Below are 18,718 nucleotides of genomic sequence, written 5' to 3' on the forward strand. Positions count from 1 at the left end.
GGTGCCCACCAATGGTGCGAGCTCTCGTGTTGCCGGGCTGGTGGCATTCGGTCGCAATACGTCTGATCCTACGGGTTGGACTTGATTGGCGGAACAACACCCGTCGTGGAGGCCCTGTGTCTATGTCGGCCCGTTCAGACTTCCTTTCGGGACAGTCCGAAGGGCGTCGCTCGCGATCGCGGCCCGAGGCGGGCGCGGCTGGCGGTTTCCAGACGTCCGAAATGGATGTCCATTGGTGGCAACGGCTTTCCTGCGTACCGGGCCGACAAGGCCGGATGATCTCCGATCTCGTCTCACATTGCCCCAGGGGTGTGCAAGTCAGGAGGACGACGTCTGACGGGGACCAAAGCGGACTCGAGCAGTTCCCCTGCTTGCAGATCTTTTTGGGGGTACAGCGTTACCTGATCGGATCACCCAATGACCCCGATATTGCGCTCAGCGCCGAGCGCGTGGGCTCAGAGCTAGATCAACCACGAGTTGACGATTGGAATACGTACTAGCACGGCGCTAATTAATGCACAAAGTAGCAGAACGCCGACCCAGATGAGGGGAATCCCGATTGCCGTGGGCAGCAGGCCAGGTGAAACATCGAACTCGGAGAGAAGGCGGATGAACGCTGGGTGCATCAGGTAAATCGGCAAGGTCCAGCGTGAGATTGTCGCTAATCGCGGGCTGGTGATCGCCTCACCGCCGAGGTCTCGGAAGATCAGGAATACTCCGACTGAAGTCAATACGACGCCGAGCGTGAGGTAGCCGTAGAAACTGCCGACGCCTTCTCCCTTGCTGACCGACAGCGCTGACGTGCCCGCGATGGTCACCACCACTCCGAGTATCGCGCCCACGTAGCTGGCCGGCCGCACCCACCTCGGGAGTTCCTTATCGGACTCATGCAAGAAATGACCTAGGATAAAGTAGAAGGGGAAACCCGCCAGCAGGAATGGCGCCACCCTGTCCACCAGGTCCGTCGAGTGGCTGCCCAGGATGGGGATCATGGCCGTGGTCGGCACTAGGATGCTGGCAACCCCAGTGAGAATCAGCGCGTAGCGGGTTAGCGCAGGGACCGACACAATTCGTTGCAGCAGGGGAATCAGCGCATAAACGCCAGCCATCGCCGGCAGATACCACAGGTGGTAGTAGCCATTCCATAGATGCTGCAACAGATACGCCGGAGACCAATTATGTTCTGCCACCGCGTCCGCGAGGGTATAGGCGAAGCTCCAGGCCAGATACATCACGAACAAGCGAAGAATATAGTGGTTCCAGATCTTCCTCGGGCTGTCCTCACGATTCGGAGCCAGGAACAATACCCCCGAGATCATGAAGAAGATCGGCACGCACCACCTACTCACTGACCCGTAGATGTTCGCGGCCTGCCAGTCTGCCGAAGCCGGCGCTGCCGCAGTCCAACCGACCGAAGATACGTGAACCATGACCACTGCCGCCGCCGCCGCAACGCGCAGCCGATCGACATAGGCGAGTCTGGCGCGGTGATGGCTCCCGACGCCCGGGCTAGATTTCTCGACACTGATAGCGCGGCGCGGCAAGACATCGGTGCCATCTCTTCGGGGAGCGTCCCCTGGTTTCACTCGACCCCCGGACATAACGATTTAGCCGATGCGCCTGTCGGCGGTCAGCGATCGACTCGCATCGGGAGCGGCGGTGTCAACATTGGTGTTCATGGGCCGGTGGTGCGTCGATTCTCGAGATCTCGTGCGGCTTGCGGCGAGGTTGGCCGGCGCCAAGGCAAGCTAAGCCGCCCCGATCTTGGATCCCCACCAAGCAACTGTGATCGTGAACGCTATCACATACTTCCCGGGTGCCCATGCCGGGCCAATTCCAAGGGACGTATGGTTTGAGGCGTGGTCTAGCGTGTGGCGTAGGCTGAAGCGCCGGCGTGAGGGGTGTGCGCGTGGCGTGAACGGGGAGGAACAACTGTGCCGAGGGGGAACGTCATGGTGCCCGCCTGTAACCTGTGGACGCCGGTCGGCATCAAATACCGCGGGCATCGATACGGTCACCAACTGTCGCGGCGCGTAGCGAGCCAGGGCCTGAACCGCAGGGAGCCGTGGAACGCGGCACCGTGTCTCGCCACCACCCCAGCGCACAGGACGATGTTCCACTGCAGGCGATTACGGGGGAGCCGTTGTGGCTGACATCAACCAAGGCTCCTCGAACTCGGGTGAAGCTGAGGGTGAGATGAGTCGGGAGTCTGGTGTCAGCCAGGAGGAGATTCTCGAGCAGGGTGAGGCAGGGGCGAACCCCCCCGTTTCGGAGCCGAGCTTGTTTCGGCGGCTCGCTGGCGGCACGGGATGGCTGGCGCTGGCTCAGATGTCGCCGCTGGTGTTCAACCTGGCACTGACTCCATATCTCATCCACGGCTTCGGCATTGGTCTTTACGGAGTCTTTTTGCTGGTAGCAGTTATCCAGCAATTTGCTGGCAGTATCGACGGCGGGGTTGGTGCCAGTTCTCGACGCTATTTTGGTATCTACCTCGGCCGTGGTGACAATGCGGGAATGACGCGCCTGTTGACCTCGCTATTTGTGGTGATGGCGGTTGTGGCCTCGACTCTATGTTGTTTGTTGGTGTGGGCCGCTCCGCAGATCATGTCGTTCTTTCCTGGTTCGGCTGAGGATCCAGATGGCGCGGTGTACCTGCTCCGAGTAATGATCATTCTTGCGGCAATATCTCAAGTGCGTGGGATCTTCGCCCAGGTGTTGCTGACGTCCAATCTGTTTCGAATCACGGCGTTGGGAGACCTGTTTGGGTTCTTTGCCTATGCGGCGGGCATGATCTTCGCCGTGAGGAATGATCTTGGGCTGGTCGGTATCGCTTGGGCTTTTATTGCTCAGCAGATTTTTCCAACAGTCATGGTCATGCCGTCGGCATTGCGTCGGCTGGACTGGTCGGCCGTGAGATTTGCACCCGCGAGGCTCCTGAAAGAGTTCTTCGGATTCTCCTGGAAGATCCAGATTTCGGGCACGTTGACGCTACTGGCCGACTATGGCGATTCATTATTCGTGGGGCGCCTTGCTGCGCCGCAGATGACAGCCTTTGGTACCGGGGCCAGCTTCGCGAGCACGATGCGAGGGGTGCCGTTCAATGCGTCAGTTCCGATTGATGCGAACATTGTCCGGGCAATTGGTGAGCATGGGCCGGCAGGGGCAGTTGGTGAGGTTGCTAAGGTTCAGCGACTCTGGGTCCGACTAATCGCCGGATGGATCGCGGTCGGAGTGCCGGCGTCCGGTTTTGGCGTAACGGTCTGGCTGCATCTGGGCACGGACCTGCCGGGGCAGGTGGCCGCAGCCGTTCTGCTTGCCTACGGAGTCACCCTGACGATGATGGTACAGCGGTTCTGGTTGAACGGGTTGGGCAGATCCGGGCTCACTCTCTCCTACGACATCATCAACATGGTGATTAATTTGTCGTTGACATTTCCTCTGATTCTGTCGTTCGGTGTAGTGGGAACTATAGCGGCGACCCTGATTGCCGCGGTGACGGCAGCCGTCTATCTGACCTGGGTCGGTCAGCGGCACGTGGAAACGCGGATTCCGACCCCGTGGAGTGTCGTGCCCTGGCTGCCGGTGCTGGCAGCGTCTGCGATCTCCGCGGCCAGTTGCTGGGCGGTTGCTCGCTATGTCGTGGGTAGCATTGTGCCGTTTGGTGCTCTGGCGTTGCTTGCGGTCGGTGCCGCTGCTGCCCCCGCGTTGCTGCTCTACCTCATTCACATCGTCGGCATCGGACGGCTGCGTGAACTCATCGGCCGACGGCATGGGAAGCGCACCCGCTGAACTGAGGAGCTGCCGTCTGGCGCGCAGAGATAGTCCGCCGTCCTAGCGGCAAGGCTGATTCCTGAGGACGAGATGCGCTGTTGCGGACCTTCCTCCGGCCGAAGATGAACCCGCCGCGCAGCGGATCGCTAGACGACCGCGGTTGGTGGACGTTGTTGTTGCCCCTTGCGGCACCGGCAATTGGCAACCTGCTGAGGCGATGGGAGCTACTCCAGGCGCTAGTGTCGTGGGCGCTCGCGAGGCCAACGGATGATCGCGCGACCCGAGGAGATTTCAGCAAATCCTTAGTGTGCACTAAGCTTTCGCCTGTGCGTTGTGGGCTATGGCATCGACCCGCGGGGCACGGACAAGACCGCTAGGAAGCTCCCTGGCTTCTAACCCGACGATTGGACAACCCCACATGGCCAAGCTCAGCCGAGCCGCCCTCATCGTGCTCAGCGCCGGCGCACTCGTGCTCTCCGCGCCCATCCCTGCCGTCGCGAAGAGCAACTCTGGAACTGATAGTCGCCCGGTCTCCTCGCGGATCTTCGCGTCGAGTTCGCCGTTCTACCAGAAGCTACCCAACTCGACTCCCGCTGCGTCTGACTCCAATGCGCTGGTCTCAAGCCTTAAGAAGCAGGCGCACAAGTATTACGGAACGGCGACCACGCCGAACGTAGCCGTGAATACCGGCAAGTTCTCGACGCCTCTCTATGTGGCGCGAAACTCAGACCCAGTCTATGACATTACCGCCTGGAACTGTCAGAGCCACACGGCTAGCGTGGCAGTCTATCTGAATGCTCAACTTAAGAACATCCACATCCCGAATGACATGCAGCCCGACCCATCCAGTGACGGCAGCGTGGCGATTTATAATCCGGACAGCAAGGAACTCGTCGAACTGTGGAAAGCCCGCAAGTCAGGCGGCAAGTGGCAGGCGTGCTGGGGTGGGAAGATCGCGAACGCGGACAAGTCGTCTGGCGTCTTCAGCGGCACCTTTGGATCGTCGGCCAGTGGCATGTCGCTGTGGGGGACGATCATCCGTGAACAGGAGTTGCTGAACGGGCGTATCGACCACGTCGTCAGCTTGGCGATTCCCCAGACCAAGAAGGGCAGCGTCAGCTGGCCCGCGGTTCGTACCGATGGCTGGTGGAGTGGGTCCGAGCTTTCGATTGGCCAGATGCTCAGGCTGCCAGCCAGCCTCAATATTGACGCAATGAAGCTATCGCCGACGGCACGGGTCATCGCGAAGGCGGCCCAAGAGTACGGGATCATCATCACGGACACCTCCGGCTCGGTTAGCTTTGCTGCTGAGAACCCGATCGCGCTCCGCGAGAATCGATACCCGTCGATCTTCCGTGGGCGTGACGCTTGGGCTGAGATGGCCGGCGACCAGAAGAAGGGTGAGGTGGCCTTTCCGCTCGAGAAACTTGTGGCGCTCCCCATGAACTACAAGGCCCCGATCAATGGCTCGGTTAACACACCGCCCCCGGCAACGACCCCTCCGGTGACTTCGAATCCGCCCAGCAGCCCAACGATCGCCGGCCGGTACTCGGGCGCCGTTATTAACGCCAAGCCTTGGCTCTACTGGACTCTGTCCGACAAGGGCAGCACAGCTGCGGACTCCAGCGGCAACGGACGCAATGGAGCCCTGAACAGCGTCTGGACGGGCGCAGTTGGCGCTGTCGGGGGGAATGCGGCCATTACTACGCAGGGTAAGCAGGGTTCACTGGTCTCGACTACGGTAGCAAGCAGACCCGCCGCGTCCTTCAGCGTGCAGCTGTGGTTCAAGACCAGCAGCAAGTCGGGCGGCAAGTTGGCTGGTTTTGAGAGCGCCAAGATTGGCAATGGCGAGCACTATGATCGCTCCATCTACCTGACTAACGAGGGCAAGTTGGTCTTCGGCACATATTCAGGCAAGGTATCTACGCTCACGTCGTCCCGCACCTACAATGACGGCGCTTGGCATATGGTCACGGCCACCCAGAGCTCTGCTGGCAGCAAGCTGTACGTGGACGGTGCGCTTGTCGCCAGCAACGGAACTACCAAGGCCGAGGCTGGGGCTGGTTACTGGAGGGTCGGTGGCGGCAACATGAAGGATTGGCCGACGGCACCCAGCAGCTACTACGTTCAGGCCTCGCTCGACGAGTTCGCTGTGTACGAGAGTGCCCTCAGCGCGAGCACCGTGACAGCGCAGTACAAAGCAGCGTTCTGATTCGCCGAAGTCTAGAATGCGCTATCGGCGTCGACCATAGTGGCCGACGCCGATAGCGTTTTTCGACGTTCCCCCTTTGCGCATCACTTATTGCTACGCGTTGGTCGAGCGCCGCGGAAGATCAATCAAAATGCCACGAGCGGCGATCCCCCAGACAAGCCAGACCAGATAATTGGGCAGCACATAGGGATTGGGGCTGGTCAGCGAAGGAACGACCCAAACGAAGAATGCCGCCAGGCCCACCAGCTTCCAATGCCGAGCCCATACGCTATTGGGCTTTGCCAACAGGCCCAATAGTGGGCCTGTTGCGAAGCACAGAATCCAGAGCAGTGCGCCCAGCACGCCGGTTTCCGCTGCGCGAGACAGGAACACATTGTGGATCTCGATCGTTACGGTGGTCACCGGGTAGTCATCGGCCTGGCGGACCCAGAGCACGTTCTGGACAATGAATTGACCCCATCCGATGCCGAACAGCGGGAGCATCTGGATGATCTGCAGCGCCGCGTCGTTGGTGTTCTGCCGATCGAACACCGAGCGTTCGGTGAACAAGCGAGTGACTAAGGCATCGCGAAACTCTGGAAACACGACGAGCAATAGCGTCCCCACGCCGAGCAGGCCAATGATGATCATCGGCAACCAGCGGCGCAGTCGCGGCACCAACAGGCCTATGACGAGACCACCCAGGATCGCGGACAGCCAGGATGAGCGGGTGAGGCAGACCAGTGTGCCGACCAGGCCGCTGATCACGCCGATTGCACCGACCACCCGCCAGAGCCGATGGTTGCTGACATGGACGAGTAGGCCCGCCATGAAGATCGCCAGTACCGACACCATGCCAAGCGGTTCCGGGGCGAGCCATGGCCCCCCGGGTCGACTATTCGCGCCCTGGCTGATTCCGGCCACTAGGTAGCGCGGAAATAGCAGCGACTGGACGCCGAGATATTGCATCAAGCCGCTGAAGCCGACATAGGTCGCGATCAGCGCCATTGTTCTCAGCAGCAATTCTCGTCGATGACTGGTCGCGAAGATGGCTGCGCCTAGCGGAAACATCGCCAACGGCACGATGATGCGGTCGAGTAACGCGAACGCCGTGCTGGTGTCAGTGATTGGCCACGTGGACATCCATGACAGCGTCGTCCACAGGATGGTTGCGGCGGCGACGGCATAGAACGCGCGCATGCGCAGCCGCTCCCGGGCTGGGTCGAGAAGCCAAAGCAATACCGCGAGTGCCAGCAGCGCCCGGTCGAGAGGAACCGGGATGCCCAAGTCCTCGGTGTGGCCATTGAATACCGTCAAAACCAGGCCGGCCAAGAAGAGCCAGACATATGCCGGCTCTCGGGGACCGATGCTCGGCAGGGACGTTCGGTCAGGGGTTGTCGTCGCCAGAACGGACGCAGACACCTCACTCACCGTCCAGCACGGGCGCCTTCTGGTTGGCGACCGGCGCCCGCCGGCGCTCGAGCGCGACGGCGATAGCCAATCCGCCGGCGGCACCGATGATCAGGCCGATCAGGCCCAAGCGCGAGACCAGGCTGATCCGATTGGTCGTCGGTGTGTCGGCGGTGCGAATGACAAGCAGGTTGCCCGCGGTCTGGCTACCGTCAACCAGGTTGGTGTACTTCTGGCGCAGCGCGGCGGCCTTGGCTGACGTTTCGCCCGCAGTGCCCGCTGCTTTGGTGACGGCATCGCGAGCCCTATTCAGCGACCCCTTCTTGCTTTCGGTGTCGCTGAGCAGCAGATCCAGCTGATGCTGGGCTGCCGCGAGTTCCGTCTGGGCCTTCGCATCGTCCTTGGACGCCTTGGTGAACTGCTTGAAGACGTCCTCAATCGACTGCCGGCCACCGGTGTTCACCAAGGTGACCAGCTGATCGGCCGCGGAATTGGCGGCGGCTGTGGCCGCAGCAGGGTCGGCCGAAGCGGCCTCGATCCGGATCACGTTGGATTCGGGAATCTGAGAGGCGGACAGGGTGACGCCATCCGGGATGTCGGTCTGGGCAACACCGCGATCATTCACGTAGCGCGCGTAGTTGGAGGCCAAAGATGAGGATGCGGCCGGGAATCCCGCTACAGCGCCGGCACTCAGATCTCCCGCCCCGACGGCCACACGAGCTTCGGCCGTGTGCACCGTCGGCGCTACGAATCCGGCAGCCACTCCAACTAAAGCAATGGTAAGGGCGACGACCGTGCCCATGAGCCAATGTCGACGCCACGCCGTGAGCGGTCCCGCCGCAGCTTGCGTGAAAGGCTCTCTTTCGCGGTATTCAGTACTGCTCATTATCTTCCCCCTGGTTTTCGGCCCTAAGACGCTGATGGGCAAATCGGTGCGTGCGGCGTACTCCCGTGACCGCACAGCACCCAGCGCATAGAGTACCGAAAGTTGCGGCGAGAGATTTGTCTGTCCGCCACCACTGGTCATTCGCCTGGGTGGCACGAAACGTTCGCGGGATTCATTCAATCCGCGATCTCGGTCCGACAGTGGTCGGCGTGCTCGCTGCGGATCGCTCGGGCACTCGCTTGGCTAGGGTGGCCTGAGGCGTGCAAGCGAGGAGCGAACCGGCTGACTGCCGCTCGCAGAGCGACAAGTCGCACGCAAGCGTCTCGCCATGTGGCTCGTCCATGCATTGCGTTGTGCTCAGGTCGGACGGCCACCATGTCCCGGGCGCGGTCGTTGCATGCTGCTAGCATCCGTTCGGTGGCACACACTACGTATGCGTCGATTGCGTTGGCCAAGTCCGTCGCCCGTGATCTACTGAGCGAGATCAGTGCCGTCCGCAACTGGACCGCGCTGAGGCTGAGCGAGCCCACCGCGGTCATCAGTCGCCGCGTTCAGGTCATCGGCGATCCCCGCCGGATTCACTTGGGCACGCGGATTACGATCAGCGGGCCGAGCGTCCTCGATGTCGCCAATGGAGGTGGCCTGACGGGGTCTCGGCTTGAGGTCGGCGAGCACACCTACATCGGAGAGTTCGCCAATATCAGGGCTGCGGGTGCCCGGATCGCAATCGGTACGCACTGTCTGATCGCCCAAAATGTGACAATCGTGGGCAGCAACCATGGTACGCGGGCGGGCGTGCCGATCGCCGACCAGAACTGGACTGGCAGTGGTGTCGAGATAGGCGATGATGTGTGGATCGGCGCGGCCTGCGTGATCGTTTCCGGCGCACGCATCAGTCCGGGGGCGGTGGTTGCGGCCAACTCGGTGGTGCGGGGGGACGTGGCCGAGAACGCGATCGTGGCTGGTTCTCCGGCGCGCCAGATAGGTGAGCGAAGGCCTTGACCGCGGGCTCGGCGTCTGAGCTCAGTGCGCCAGAGCCCACAACTTTGTGCCGCCGTCGGAGAGGCCGCTGGCTGCGCCACCGTTCCAGAACGCTTCCCCATTCGCTTTGAGGGAGTAGTTGTCACCATGCGTGGCGTGCCACCACATTGCTCCGACGTCCAACTGGCGTGCCACGTCGAACACCGCTTGGGCGCCAGCATAGTTCGACGCGAAATCGCCGGCGCTGCTCGAGCGGTCTATCGTGTAGCCGAACTCGCCGATCAACGGGGTTAGCCCCACGTCGCGAACCTTTGCTAGATAACCGGCCAGCTTCTCGGCGTCCGAGTACATAGCGTACGCGCCGTAATTGTGCTGTTCTAGAATGAGATTGTCGTAGCGTCGGCTCAGAACTGGGGCCATATCTGGCTCGTAGCTGAATTTTGCGTCGGAGAAGTACGGCCGGTTGTACCCGACATCTTGTCCCCAGCACGGCGCCGCAACGAGGATCGGATTGGCGTTGCCGGTGTCGCGAACCGCCGTGGCCAAAGAATCAATGATTCGCAGCCACTCGTCGTTGATGTAACTCGGCTCATTGATCAGTCCGCACCACACTCTGGGGTTGTCGCGGAACCGAGCCGCCGCTGACTTCCACCAAGCAATCATCCCGGCTTCCACAGCCTGTTGGTCGTAGCCCTTCCCACGCGGGTTGTCATGGGCGTCGATGATGACCACCAGGCCGGCGGCGGTGTACTCGTCAACAACTTCAGCCACTAGGTCCAACAGTGAGTTTTCGCCGTAGACCTCTACATAGGACCACTTCGCCGCAGCGGTGACCATGACGTTGAGCCGGATCGTGTTCCAACCCCAGTCCAACGCATCTCGGGAGTGTCCGCGGGCGTCCCCCTTCCAATCGAAGGTCTTGTGAGTGCCCACATTGGCGCCGATCGGAGTGAAGATGGCGCCGTCGAGGTCGCGGATGACGCCGTCCATTGCTTGGAATCGCGTCGCCCGACGTGGACTGCTGCAGCCGGCTAGAAACGGTGCCGTAAGTGCGGCGCTGACGCTGGCTGCGAGTAGCGTCCGCCTGCCAAAGATGCGGTCGATAGGCTGTGCTGCTTGGTGGCGTGAGGTCATTGGATCAGCCGCTGGCGATGGCTGCGCGGCACTGACCGCCCCGCCCACGAACCGCGGTTGGGTGCTGGCACATGCGTCGACCGTAGCTGCACGATGATATCGGCCAAATCAGCGAATGCATGGGGTGGTTAGCCGAGTGAGGCCATCGAGCCCGCGTTCGATGAAGGTGTTGATTGACTGGCCAAGCAGGCGACTCGGTCGTGCCCTGGTGCTTGAGCATGAGCAGCGATGCGGGTGGCGCCAGAATGGCTGCCGTCCATGATCCTGCTGGATTCGTCTCGGCCCCAGTGATCGCCGCACACCTTTGCCCGCGCCTTGGCGGTGAGAACAGTGCCGGTGTATACCAACGCGGAAGGGATCATTGTCGGCTGTGTGGCAAGGGTCTCGATCAGGCTGCGGCTCGAAGAGACTGACGTGCGGCCGTAGTCATGGCCGGACTCGAGGGTGTCGGCCGCGGCGGCGATCTGTGCATTGCCACGTTCGACCCGGGTCCGGACTCGGACAAGGTCAGACCATTTCCGCGGAGTCCGGACGATGAACTCACCCCGTGTGCGGAGCCGTTCACTAGGTTCAAAGAGGCGCTGAATATAGAGGTCGTCGGCCATGAGGTCAGGGAACTCCATGAAGCGTTCGCGGCCGCGTGCCGATATGCCGTAGACGCCAAGGCCAACCAGGCCATCGGTCAGATAGGGCTGTTGCTCGAAGACCCGATAATAGGCGCGCACCCAGCGGTCGGCGCCCGTCAGATCGAAGCGGATTACGGGCGACCCCACCAGCGGCGCATCGACCGAGAGTAGGTCCACCATGCCCGGCAAGGCCCCTGGGCCTAGCAGGATGTCTGCGTCAAGGAAGATCCGAGGGAACGCGGTGGTTGCCCTGTCGCCGAGATTCAAGGCATTCGCCTTGCCGGGGGTGTCTGTCTCTATGACACTCAACCGCGGAAGCCGTGAGGCGAACCCGCGGGCGACTTCGGCTGTGTCATCGGTGCAGGCGTTGGCCACCACGACGACCTCCACCTCGGCGGCTATGGATTCACGAGCGATCCGGTCCAGAGTCGCCGGCAGGACCGATGCCTCGTTGTGTGCGGGAATTACTATGCTGGCGAGGGACAAGGGAACTCCATCGGGGTGCTGGATCGGTGCGGCGTGCGTGGCGCCAACAGGCTGCCAAGACGTCGAAACTTGGAAACCACTATAGTAAATTTTGAACCCCGCTATAGAAGCTGTCCGTTCAGTGTCCGCTGCCGTGCGGCGGCGAGCGTCTGTGAGCAGGTGATCCATCGGGCGGGAGCGGTGCGGTCCCGGGCGGGTCGACTGCCAACTCTCCGGCGGGCTCAGGGGCTCCACGCGGCCCATGAGCCCCACCTCATCCGGGTGTGGTGATTCTGGACGGCCCGGGATTCGGGGGAGTGTTCCTCGAATAGATCTGGTGGGCGACGTAGCGCTGGTACATCTCTTCGGTGACCCCGCGTTGGGCGGCGATCTCGGAGAAGAACCGTCCGGAATCCCGCATCGTGCGTTCTTGGGTCTCGTAGTTGACACGAATCAGGCCGAACCGGGCCGATTCACCTTCGAGCCACTCCCAGTTGTCCATGAACGACCAGTGGTAATAGCGCTCGATCGGCAGATCCGAAGCCGCGATCTCGGCCAGGTGTTCATGGATGAATCGGCTACGGAAGCCGTCGTCCGAGTTTGCCGTGCCGTTCTCGGTCACGTAGAGCGGTCCGGGATGTGCTTCATGTAGCCAGTTGGCGACCTCGATCAGCCCTTGGGGATAGATCTCCCAGCCGAGATCGTTGATGGGGACGTCGGCGCCGACGCCGTCGTCGAGACGGCTGACCGTGCTGCGTGAGTAGTAGTTGATGCCGTGAAAGTCGTAGTAGATCCCGGGACGGATACCGGCAGGCTGAGATAGGGGAGCGAGAAATCGACCCTTACACATGGCCTTCGTGATCACGCGCTGGAACAACCATTCCATGGTCTGGGCGGAGGCCCAGTGTCCGGGATGCCAGGCGATCCGGGGACGGAACACCCGCAGATGCTGGGCCACTCCGACGCGAGCGTCGGGCTGCAGCTCATGGATCAGTCGGTAGGCGTCGATGTGGGCGGCGGCCAGGTTGGTGTAGACGTGAGTCAACGTCTTCAAGGAGCGGATGCCGGGTGGCCAGACGCCGAAGTAGTAGGCGTGGGTGGCGTAGATGTTCGGCTCGTTGATCGTGATCCACTCGTTCACCAGGTCACCGAGCGCAGACACCATTCGCTGGGTGTACTGCTGGAAGACCTTGGTGCCGTCCGGGTTGAGAAAGCCGGCGGCATCCTCGAACCAGGTCGGATTGTTGAAGTGATGCAAGGTGACGAGCGGCTTGATGCCCGCGTCGATCAGTCGGCCGAGCTCGTCGCGGTAGTGGTCGATTGCTGCGGAGTCGAACTCGCCGGGAGATGGCTCGACGCGGGCCCATTCAAGACCCATCCGGTAGTGCTGAACGTTGAGATCGGTGAGCAGCGCGACGTCCTCGGGGACCCGATTCCAGTGATCACACGCACGAGCCGGGCTCGAGCCGTCCTTGATGCGCCCCGGTTCCTCAGCCCAGCGATGCCAGTTGGTCCGGGCATGGCCACCCTCGATCTGAGTGGCTGCGGTAGCGACGCCCAACTCGCAGTTCTTGAGTGTGAACGCGTGCACAGCATTCCCTTCACTAGCACTGGGAGTCATAGTCGGTGGTGTGACAAGGGGTGTCAACGTGCTTCACCGATCAAGCCCACGGCTTGAAACAGTACTCGTTCAAGTCGCGTGAGGCGGCACCGGGGCAATTGCCGGACGGCCGACGGTTCAGTCATCGACGCCGGTTCTCCGGCGTGATCGGGTCACCAGATAGGCCCGATCGCGGGCGATGATCTGCGTGGGGCCGATCGTCTCGCGTAACCAGTTCAAGTATGGCAAGTGGGAGTTGTAGACGCACCACAGTTCGCCGTGCTCGGCCAAGGCCCGCCCCGCCTGGGCGAAAAGGGAGCGGGTGGGCGTGGTGTCTTTGGCGCTACCGATGTGGAACGGTGGATTGGTGACAATGAGGTCTACCGGACGGCGCCAGTCGGCAAGGCCGTCGCGACGTTCAACCTGCACCGTGGCGCCGTTGGCTTCCGCAGTGAGGCGAGTCGCGTCCGTGGCGCTCCAGGCGACATCCACCGCGGATATCTGAAGACCGCGCCGGGCGAGCAACGCCGCCAGAATGCCGCTGCCGCAGCCTAGGTCGATGGCGGTCGCCGCGGAGGAGGGAAGCCGCTCAAGGCAGCGCACGAGGAGAGCGGTCCCGCGGTCGAGACGATTGGTGTTGAACGTCGCGCCGTGGGCGACGACATTCAGGTCGAGCGGATGGATCCGTGCGGTTCGAGGCCACGACAATGCGTGCGGACGTGGGTCGGAGGCTAGGAGCGCGCGAGCCTTGCGGTGCCCTAGCGACGCACTCACGGCCTGAAAGCTTCTTGCTAGGGCAGAATTCATCGAGCGGGCCAGATCCTTGTCACGGGCGGCTGCGACCACCTGCACGCCGGAGTGGGCGTGTCTCGCGATGAGTTCGGCGTACTCGCCCACCGCACCAACGGCGCGAGGCAGTCGCCAGAGCACGGTTCGGGCGCCCTCAAGCGCCTGCTGCGGCGTCGCGCACCTCCACGCCGGAGGCACGCGCTGTTCGGCTCGTACGTCATCGCACCAGACGCGAGGAGCCTGACCGCTTGTAGCGAGCGCCTGGGTTAGGCCGTCGGCGACATCGTCCAGAACTGCAACCGGCTCGGCGAGGTCGCCGGCCTGAGCGAGCAGTAGCTCCGTGACCGCGTCGGGCCGTTTGGTCTGGTCGATGTCCACCGGATCAGACAATCACTTTCTGTGCACGGTAGTTGGTGATCCACCCACGGCAAGCACCTTCACGGTTCCGTCGGCGCGCACTTCTACGGTGGCAGACATCGCTGCAGCAAGATTCAGACGCTGCCACGAGCCAGGGCCGACCGCTTTGGGCGTGGGTGGTGTGGTGTCGAGCGCATTGCCGGAGTCGATCTCGGTTTGAGCAAGCACGTCCCGGCGCTGATCAGAGGTGAGTGACGGGAACGTGGTGAGAAGGAGGTTCTCCGCGCCCGACGGGACAGAGGCGGCGAGGCCGCGTGGCCTGGTGGCGGAGAATCCATAGCTCAGTCGCTCGGTATAGACGGCCAGTGCCTTCGTCGGCTGCCCCGTGGTCGCTTGATCGGTACCTCCAGGAACTATCGCGCCGCTGTAGGGGTCGTTGGCGTAGGGCTTGTCGTCTTTAATGCAGGTTGCCAGCCGTGCGCCGCACGAGGTTTCCAAATAGTTGACAAGCTCAACTCGGGCTGGACTCAGCACGTCATTGCGGAAGCGTTCGTCGGACCACCGCGTCGACGCGGCGGCCTCACCCGTTATACGGCCCCCGATTACGTCCAAGGGATAGTGGACGCCGAGCACAATTCGGTTGTTCGCAGCCTCGGAGGTCCGAGCCAGAATGGATGGTGCGAGTTCCGGCACCAAGGTTGCGAGCGTGATGCCGACTGCATAGGCAGCGCGGGCATGCCCACTTGGAAATGCCCCGTTCCGACACATGGACTCGCCCCGGTAGTAAGGGTCCAAGCGCACATCCTTGGACGTGAACGACCTTGTGGTGTCCGTTGCGGCTGGAACCCGAGTGATCAGCAGATTGCCGTTCGCGTCACCCCAGGGTTTACCTTTTCGGAGTTGTGCCAGCGATTGTGCATTGACCTTGTCGGGTGCGCAGGACTGCGAATCACCGTGGACCGGAGTAGCCGAACTGCTGCGCAGGTAGGGCCGTGGATAGCCATAGGCATCCTTTGCGGACCCGCTTGTGAGGTAGTCGCCCACCAAGCCATCTGTGGTGTTGAGCAGCCTCGATGTGAGCGGCAACTTGCCACTAAGTCGTCCTCTGACGTAGAGGGATCCGAGGCGCTGACCGAGAGCATCGGCCATAGTGATCGACTGGTCGTATTCCGCACCGTCGGACGCCCGAAGTTGGCTGTCCTGCAGTGCTCGGAACTGTTGGGTGGGGGTGGAATGTTGATTGATCCAGCTGGCCAGCCGATCATTCCAAGAGAGCTGGCGGGGGTCATGGACGATGCCCTGAAGCTTCGCGGGTTCGGTCGGGTGCCAGAGGGCCCCGTATCCGCCGAGCAGATCCATCGGTTCCGGCTTGCCGTGATCGCTCGTGAAACCGGACGGCGGCGGGGTGGCCGAACTGGTGTCAGGTGAGGCAACAGGACTGGAGTTGGTCACGGGCGCTGAGGTGCAGGCTGCCGTGGCTACGGCCAAGGCGAGCACCGCCGCGCGCCAAACGGAGAAATTGAGTCGACGCGCGGAAGTTGTCTGCACGCTCACATCGTATGTGCCCGATCTGCTGGGAGGTCGAGCTCTTTGACCCGTCGGAAGCCCGGATCGCTCGGGCGGTTCCTGAAGACAGACCGCCCGAACGGCGGCTTGGTATCCGTGGTGCCGCTGGACTCGATACGGTGGGGTCTGTCTGACCGGTTCCCGGCCCCCGCTCCGCCGGGCACCGGCGATTGGATCCGCCGCTGTTGGCGGCCATGCAATGGAGCATCCGAAGGAGATTCATCACACGATGACCACCAAGTATGTCTATGAGTTCAGCGAGGGTGACGGTTCCATGCGGAACCTGTTGGGCGGTAAGGGCGCCAACCTCGCCGAGATGACCGGGCTGGGTATGCCGGTTCCGCAGGGCTTCACGATCAGCACCGAGGCCTGCACCCGCTACTACGCCGACGGCGAGAAGATCGGCGACGACATCCGTGAGCAGATCGTCGGCTACATCGGAAAGCTCGAAGAGCTGACTGGTAAGAAGTTCGGCGATCCGGACAACCCGCTGCTGGTCTCGGTGCGGTCGGGTTCGCGCGCCTCGATGCCCGGCATGATGGACACCATCCTCAACCTCGGCATGAACGAGGAGGTGGTTGAGGCGTTCGCCGCGAAGACTGGCAACCCGCGCTTCGTCTACGACTCGTACCGCCGCTTCATCCAGATGTACTCCGATGTCGTCATGGAGGTCGGTAAGGCGTACTTCGAGGAACTCATCGATGAGATGAAGGAGCACAAGGGCGTCAAGGACGATCTCGAGCTCGATGCCGACGATCTGAAGGAGCTGGCTCGCCAGTTCAAGGACGAGTACAAGAACAAGATCGGCTCTGAGTTCCCCTCCGACCCGATCGAGCAGTTGTTCGGCGCCATCAAGGCGGTTTTCCGTTCCTGGGACAACCCGCGTGCGGTCTACTACCGGCGGCTCAACGACATTCCCTCCGACTGGGGGACCGCGGTCAACATCCAGTCGATGGTGTTCGGCAACCTGGGCGACACCTCCGGCACCGGTGTGGCGTTCTCGCGTAACCCGGCCACCGGCGAGCCCGGCCTGTACGGCGAGTACCTGATGAACGCGCAGGGTGAGGATGTGGTGGCCGGCATCCGGACGCCGCTGACGATCGATCAGTTGAAGGCGCAGAACCAGGGGTTGTACGACGAGTTCCAGGCGATCGTGACCCGGTTGGAGAACCATTACCGGGACATGCAGGACATGGAGTTCACCATTGAAGAGGGCAAGCTCTTCATGCTCCAGACCCGTAACGGCAAGCGCACCGCGGCGGCCGCTTTCAAGATCGCCTGCGACCTGGTCGATGAGGGCATGATCGACTCCAAGAAGGCCGTGTCGATGATCGATCCGAAGCAGATCGACGCCCTGCTGCACCCGCAGTTCGACGACGCCGAGCTTGCCGGTGCGACGCCGATCGGCAAGGGCCTGCCGGCCTCCCCGGGTGCCGCTTGCGGCCAGGTGGTGTTCACCTCCGAAGAGGCCGCCGAGCGCGGCAAGCGTGGCGAGGACGTCGTCCTGGTTCGTTTGGAGACCACGCCTGAGGACATCGAGGGCATGCATTACGCGAAGGGCATCTTGACCGCCCGTGGCGGTATGACCTCGCACGCCGCCGTGGTGGCGCGCGGTATGGGTACCTGTTGTGTGTCGGGTCTGGGCGAGATCACCTTCGGCGTGAAGAACTTCACTCTGGGCGGCAACACCTACAACGAGGGCGACTGGATTTCGCTGGACGGCTCCACCGGCAACGTGTACGGCGAAGCGATCAAGACCGTGCCGGCCGAGATCGGCGGCTACTTCGGCCGGATCATGGAGTGGGCCGATGAGTACCGCACCATGAAGGTCCGCACCAACGCCGATACTCCGCTGGATGCTGCCCAGGCCCGTGACTTCGGTGCCGAGGGCATCGGTCTGTGCCGTACCGAGCACATGTTCTTCGAGCCCGACCGGATCTCGGCGATCCGGGAGATGATCGTGTCGAAGTCGGTCGAGCAGCGTGAGGCCGCTTTGGCGAAGCTGCTGCCGATGCAGCGCGGTGACTTTGAAGGCATCTACGAGGCGATGGAGGGTCATCCGGTCACCATCCGGCTGCTCGACCCGCCGCTGCACGAGTTCCTGCCGCACGAGCATTCCGACGTGGTCGCCTTGGCTCGGCAGATGAACATGGAAACCGTCGCGCTCGAGGCGGTCATCGACTCGCTGCACGAGTTCAACCCGATGATGGGGCACCGTGGTTGCCGTCTCGACGTCACCTATCCCGAGATCGGCGCCATGCAGACCCGGGCGATCATCGAGGCCGCGATCAACGTGCAGAAGAAGCATCCGGAATGGGATCTCGTTCCCGAGATCATGATTCCGCTGGTCGGTGAGGTGAAGGAGTTGGCGTTCGTTAAGAAGATCGTCACCGACACCGCCGACGCGATCATCGCCGAGGCCGGCGTCGACCTGAAGTACCTGGTCGGCACCATGATCGAGATCCCGCGGGCGGCTCTGACCGCTGACGAGATCGCGACCGAGGCCGAGTTCTTCTCCTTCGGCACCAACGATCTGACCCAGATGACGTTCGGCTTCAGCCGTGACGACGCCGGGAAGTTCCTGGACGCCTACTACGAGAAGAAGATCTACGAGAACGATCCGTTCGCCCGGCTCGACCAGATCGGCGTCGGCAAACTCGTCGAGACCGCGGTCAAGCTCGGCAAGCAGACCCGCCCCGACATCAAGCTCGGCATCTGCGGCGAACACGGCGGCGACCCGTCCTCGATCGACTTCTGCCAGCGAGTCGGCCTCAACTACGTGTCCTGCTCACCGTTCCGGGTGCCGATCGCCCGGCTCGCGGCGGCTCAGGCTGCGTTGGCCAACGGCTGATCGAGTACTCCCCGGCCAACTCAAATAGTCAATAGACGGGCGCGGGGTGCGCCCGGGGGGGAACCCCCCCCCCGTGGGGTAGAGCTCCACC

General features: G+C 62.4%; 12 protein-coding genes. 4 read left to right on the plus strand and 8 right to left on the minus strand.

Features of this window, described 5'->3' with window-relative positions; genetic code table 11:
* Window positions 1-461: 461 nt before the first annotated feature.
* Window positions 462-1,601: an acyltransferase gene (locus QM624_RS04100; protein WP_415089009.1), complete on the minus strand. Its 1,140-nt coding sequence runs from the start codon at window positions 1,599-1,601 to the stop codon at window positions 462-464.
* A gap of 544 nt (window positions 1,602-2,145) precedes the next feature.
* Between QM624_RS04100 and QM624_RS04105 the strand changes: the two genes are divergently transcribed.
* Both QM624_RS04105 and QM624_RS04110 read left to right on the plus strand, forming a co-directional pair.
* The gene (locus QM624_RS04105; protein WP_415089011.1) at window positions 2,146-3,789 is read left to right on the plus strand and encodes a lipopolysaccharide biosynthesis protein; all 1,644 of its coding nucleotides are present in this window, start codon (window positions 2,146-2,148) and stop codon (window positions 3,787-3,789) included.
* Between the two features lie 400 nt (window positions 3,790-4,189).
* Window positions 4,190-5,983, plus strand: a complete 1,794-nt coding sequence (locus QM624_RS04110; protein WP_415089013.1) for a LamG domain-containing protein — start codon at window positions 4,190-4,192, stop codon at window positions 5,981-5,983.
* 93 nt (window positions 5,984-6,076) lie between these two features.
* On the opposite strand, the gene QM624_RS04115 is transcribed toward QM624_RS04110, so the two are convergent.
* Both QM624_RS04115 and QM624_RS04120 read right to left on the minus strand, forming a co-directional pair.
* Entirely contained in the window at window positions 6,077-7,384 is a 1,308-nt protein-coding gene (locus QM624_RS04115) for an O-antigen ligase family protein (RefSeq protein ID WP_415089015.1), read from the minus strand.
* 1 nt (window position 7,385) lies between these two features.
* On the minus strand, window positions 7,386-8,258 hold the full coding sequence (locus tag QM624_RS04120) for a hypothetical protein (protein WP_415089017.1): 873 nt from the start codon (window positions 8,256-8,258) through the stop codon (window positions 7,386-7,388).
* Window positions 8,259-8,675: 417 nt separating this feature from the next.
* Between QM624_RS04120 and QM624_RS04125 the strand changes: the two genes are divergently transcribed.
* The gene (locus QM624_RS04125) at window positions 8,676-9,260 is read left to right on the plus strand and encodes an acyltransferase (RefSeq protein ID WP_415089019.1); all 585 of its coding nucleotides are present in this window, start codon (window positions 8,676-8,678) and stop codon (window positions 9,258-9,260) included.
* A 21-nt stretch (window positions 9,261-9,281) separates the two neighbouring features.
* Here QM624_RS04125 and QM624_RS04130 read toward each other — a convergent pair whose 3' ends face one another.
* The 5 genes from QM624_RS04130 to QM624_RS04150 all read right to left on the minus strand — a co-directional run bounded on the left by QM624_RS04130 (window position 9,282) and on the right by QM624_RS04150 (window position 15,758).
* A complete protein-coding gene (locus tag QM624_RS04130) occupies window positions 9,282-10,229 on the minus strand; it encodes a glycoside hydrolase family 5 protein (RefSeq protein WP_415089021.1) in 948 nt (315 codons plus the stop codon).
* 272 nt (window positions 10,230-10,501) lie between these two features.
* Window positions 10,502-11,485 (minus strand): glycosyltransferase family 2 protein, encoded by a 984-nt coding sequence (locus tag QM624_RS04135; protein ID WP_415089023.1) that lies wholly within the window; start codon window positions 11,483-11,485, stop codon window positions 10,502-10,504.
* A gap of 253 nt (window positions 11,486-11,738) precedes the next feature.
* Window positions 11,739-13,055: a glycoside hydrolase family 1 protein gene (locus QM624_RS04140; RefSeq protein WP_415089025.1), complete on the minus strand. Its 1,317-nt coding sequence runs from the start codon at window positions 13,053-13,055 to the stop codon at window positions 11,739-11,741.
* Between the two features lie 147 nt (window positions 13,056-13,202).
* A complete protein-coding gene (locus tag QM624_RS04145) occupies window positions 13,203-14,231 on the minus strand; it encodes a class I SAM-dependent methyltransferase (RefSeq protein ID WP_415089027.1) in 1,029 nt (342 codons plus the stop codon).
* A gap of 12 nt (window positions 14,232-14,243) precedes the next feature.
* Window positions 14,244-15,758 (minus strand): phosphatase PAP2 family protein, encoded by a 1,515-nt coding sequence (locus QM624_RS04150; RefSeq protein ID WP_415089029.1) that lies wholly within the window; start codon window positions 15,756-15,758, stop codon window positions 14,244-14,246.
* Between the two features lie 247 nt (window positions 15,759-16,005).
* Here QM624_RS04150 and ppdK point away from each other — a divergent pair, with 247 nt between their 5' ends.
* On the plus strand, window positions 16,006-18,627 hold the full coding sequence (gene ppdK, locus QM624_RS04155) for a pyruvate, phosphate dikinase (protein WP_415089031.1): 2,622 nt from the start codon (window positions 16,006-16,008) through the stop codon (window positions 18,625-18,627).
* Window positions 18,628-18,718 lie beyond the last annotated feature (91 nt).

It is taken from the genome of Micropruina sp. (genome assembly GCF_047606365.1).
Taxonomy (GTDB): domain Bacteria; phylum Actinomycetota; class Actinomycetes; order Propionibacteriales; family Propionibacteriaceae; genus Micropruina.

Bases quoted from the DNA above. Each gene is read 5' to 3' on its own strand.
- QM624_RS04100 (WP_415089009.1), bottom strand. From the start codon at position 1,601: ATGTCCGGGGGTCGAGTGAAACCAGGGGACGCTCCCCGAAGAGATGGC.
- QM624_RS04130 (WP_415089021.1), bottom strand. From the start codon at position 10,229: ATGGACGGCGTCATCCGCGACCTCGACGGCGCCATCTTCACTCCGATC.
- QM624_RS04120 (WP_415089017.1), bottom strand. From the start codon at position 8,258: ATGAGCAGTACTGAATACCGCGAAAGAGAGCCTTTCACGCAAGCTGCG.
- QM624_RS04110 (WP_415089013.1), top strand. From the start codon at position 4,190: ATGGCCAAGCTCAGCCGAGCCGCCCTCATCGTGCTCAGCGCCGGCGCA.
- ppdK (WP_415089031.1), top strand. From the start codon at position 16,006: ATGACCACCAAGTATGTCTATGAGTTCAGCGAGGGTGACGGTTCCATG.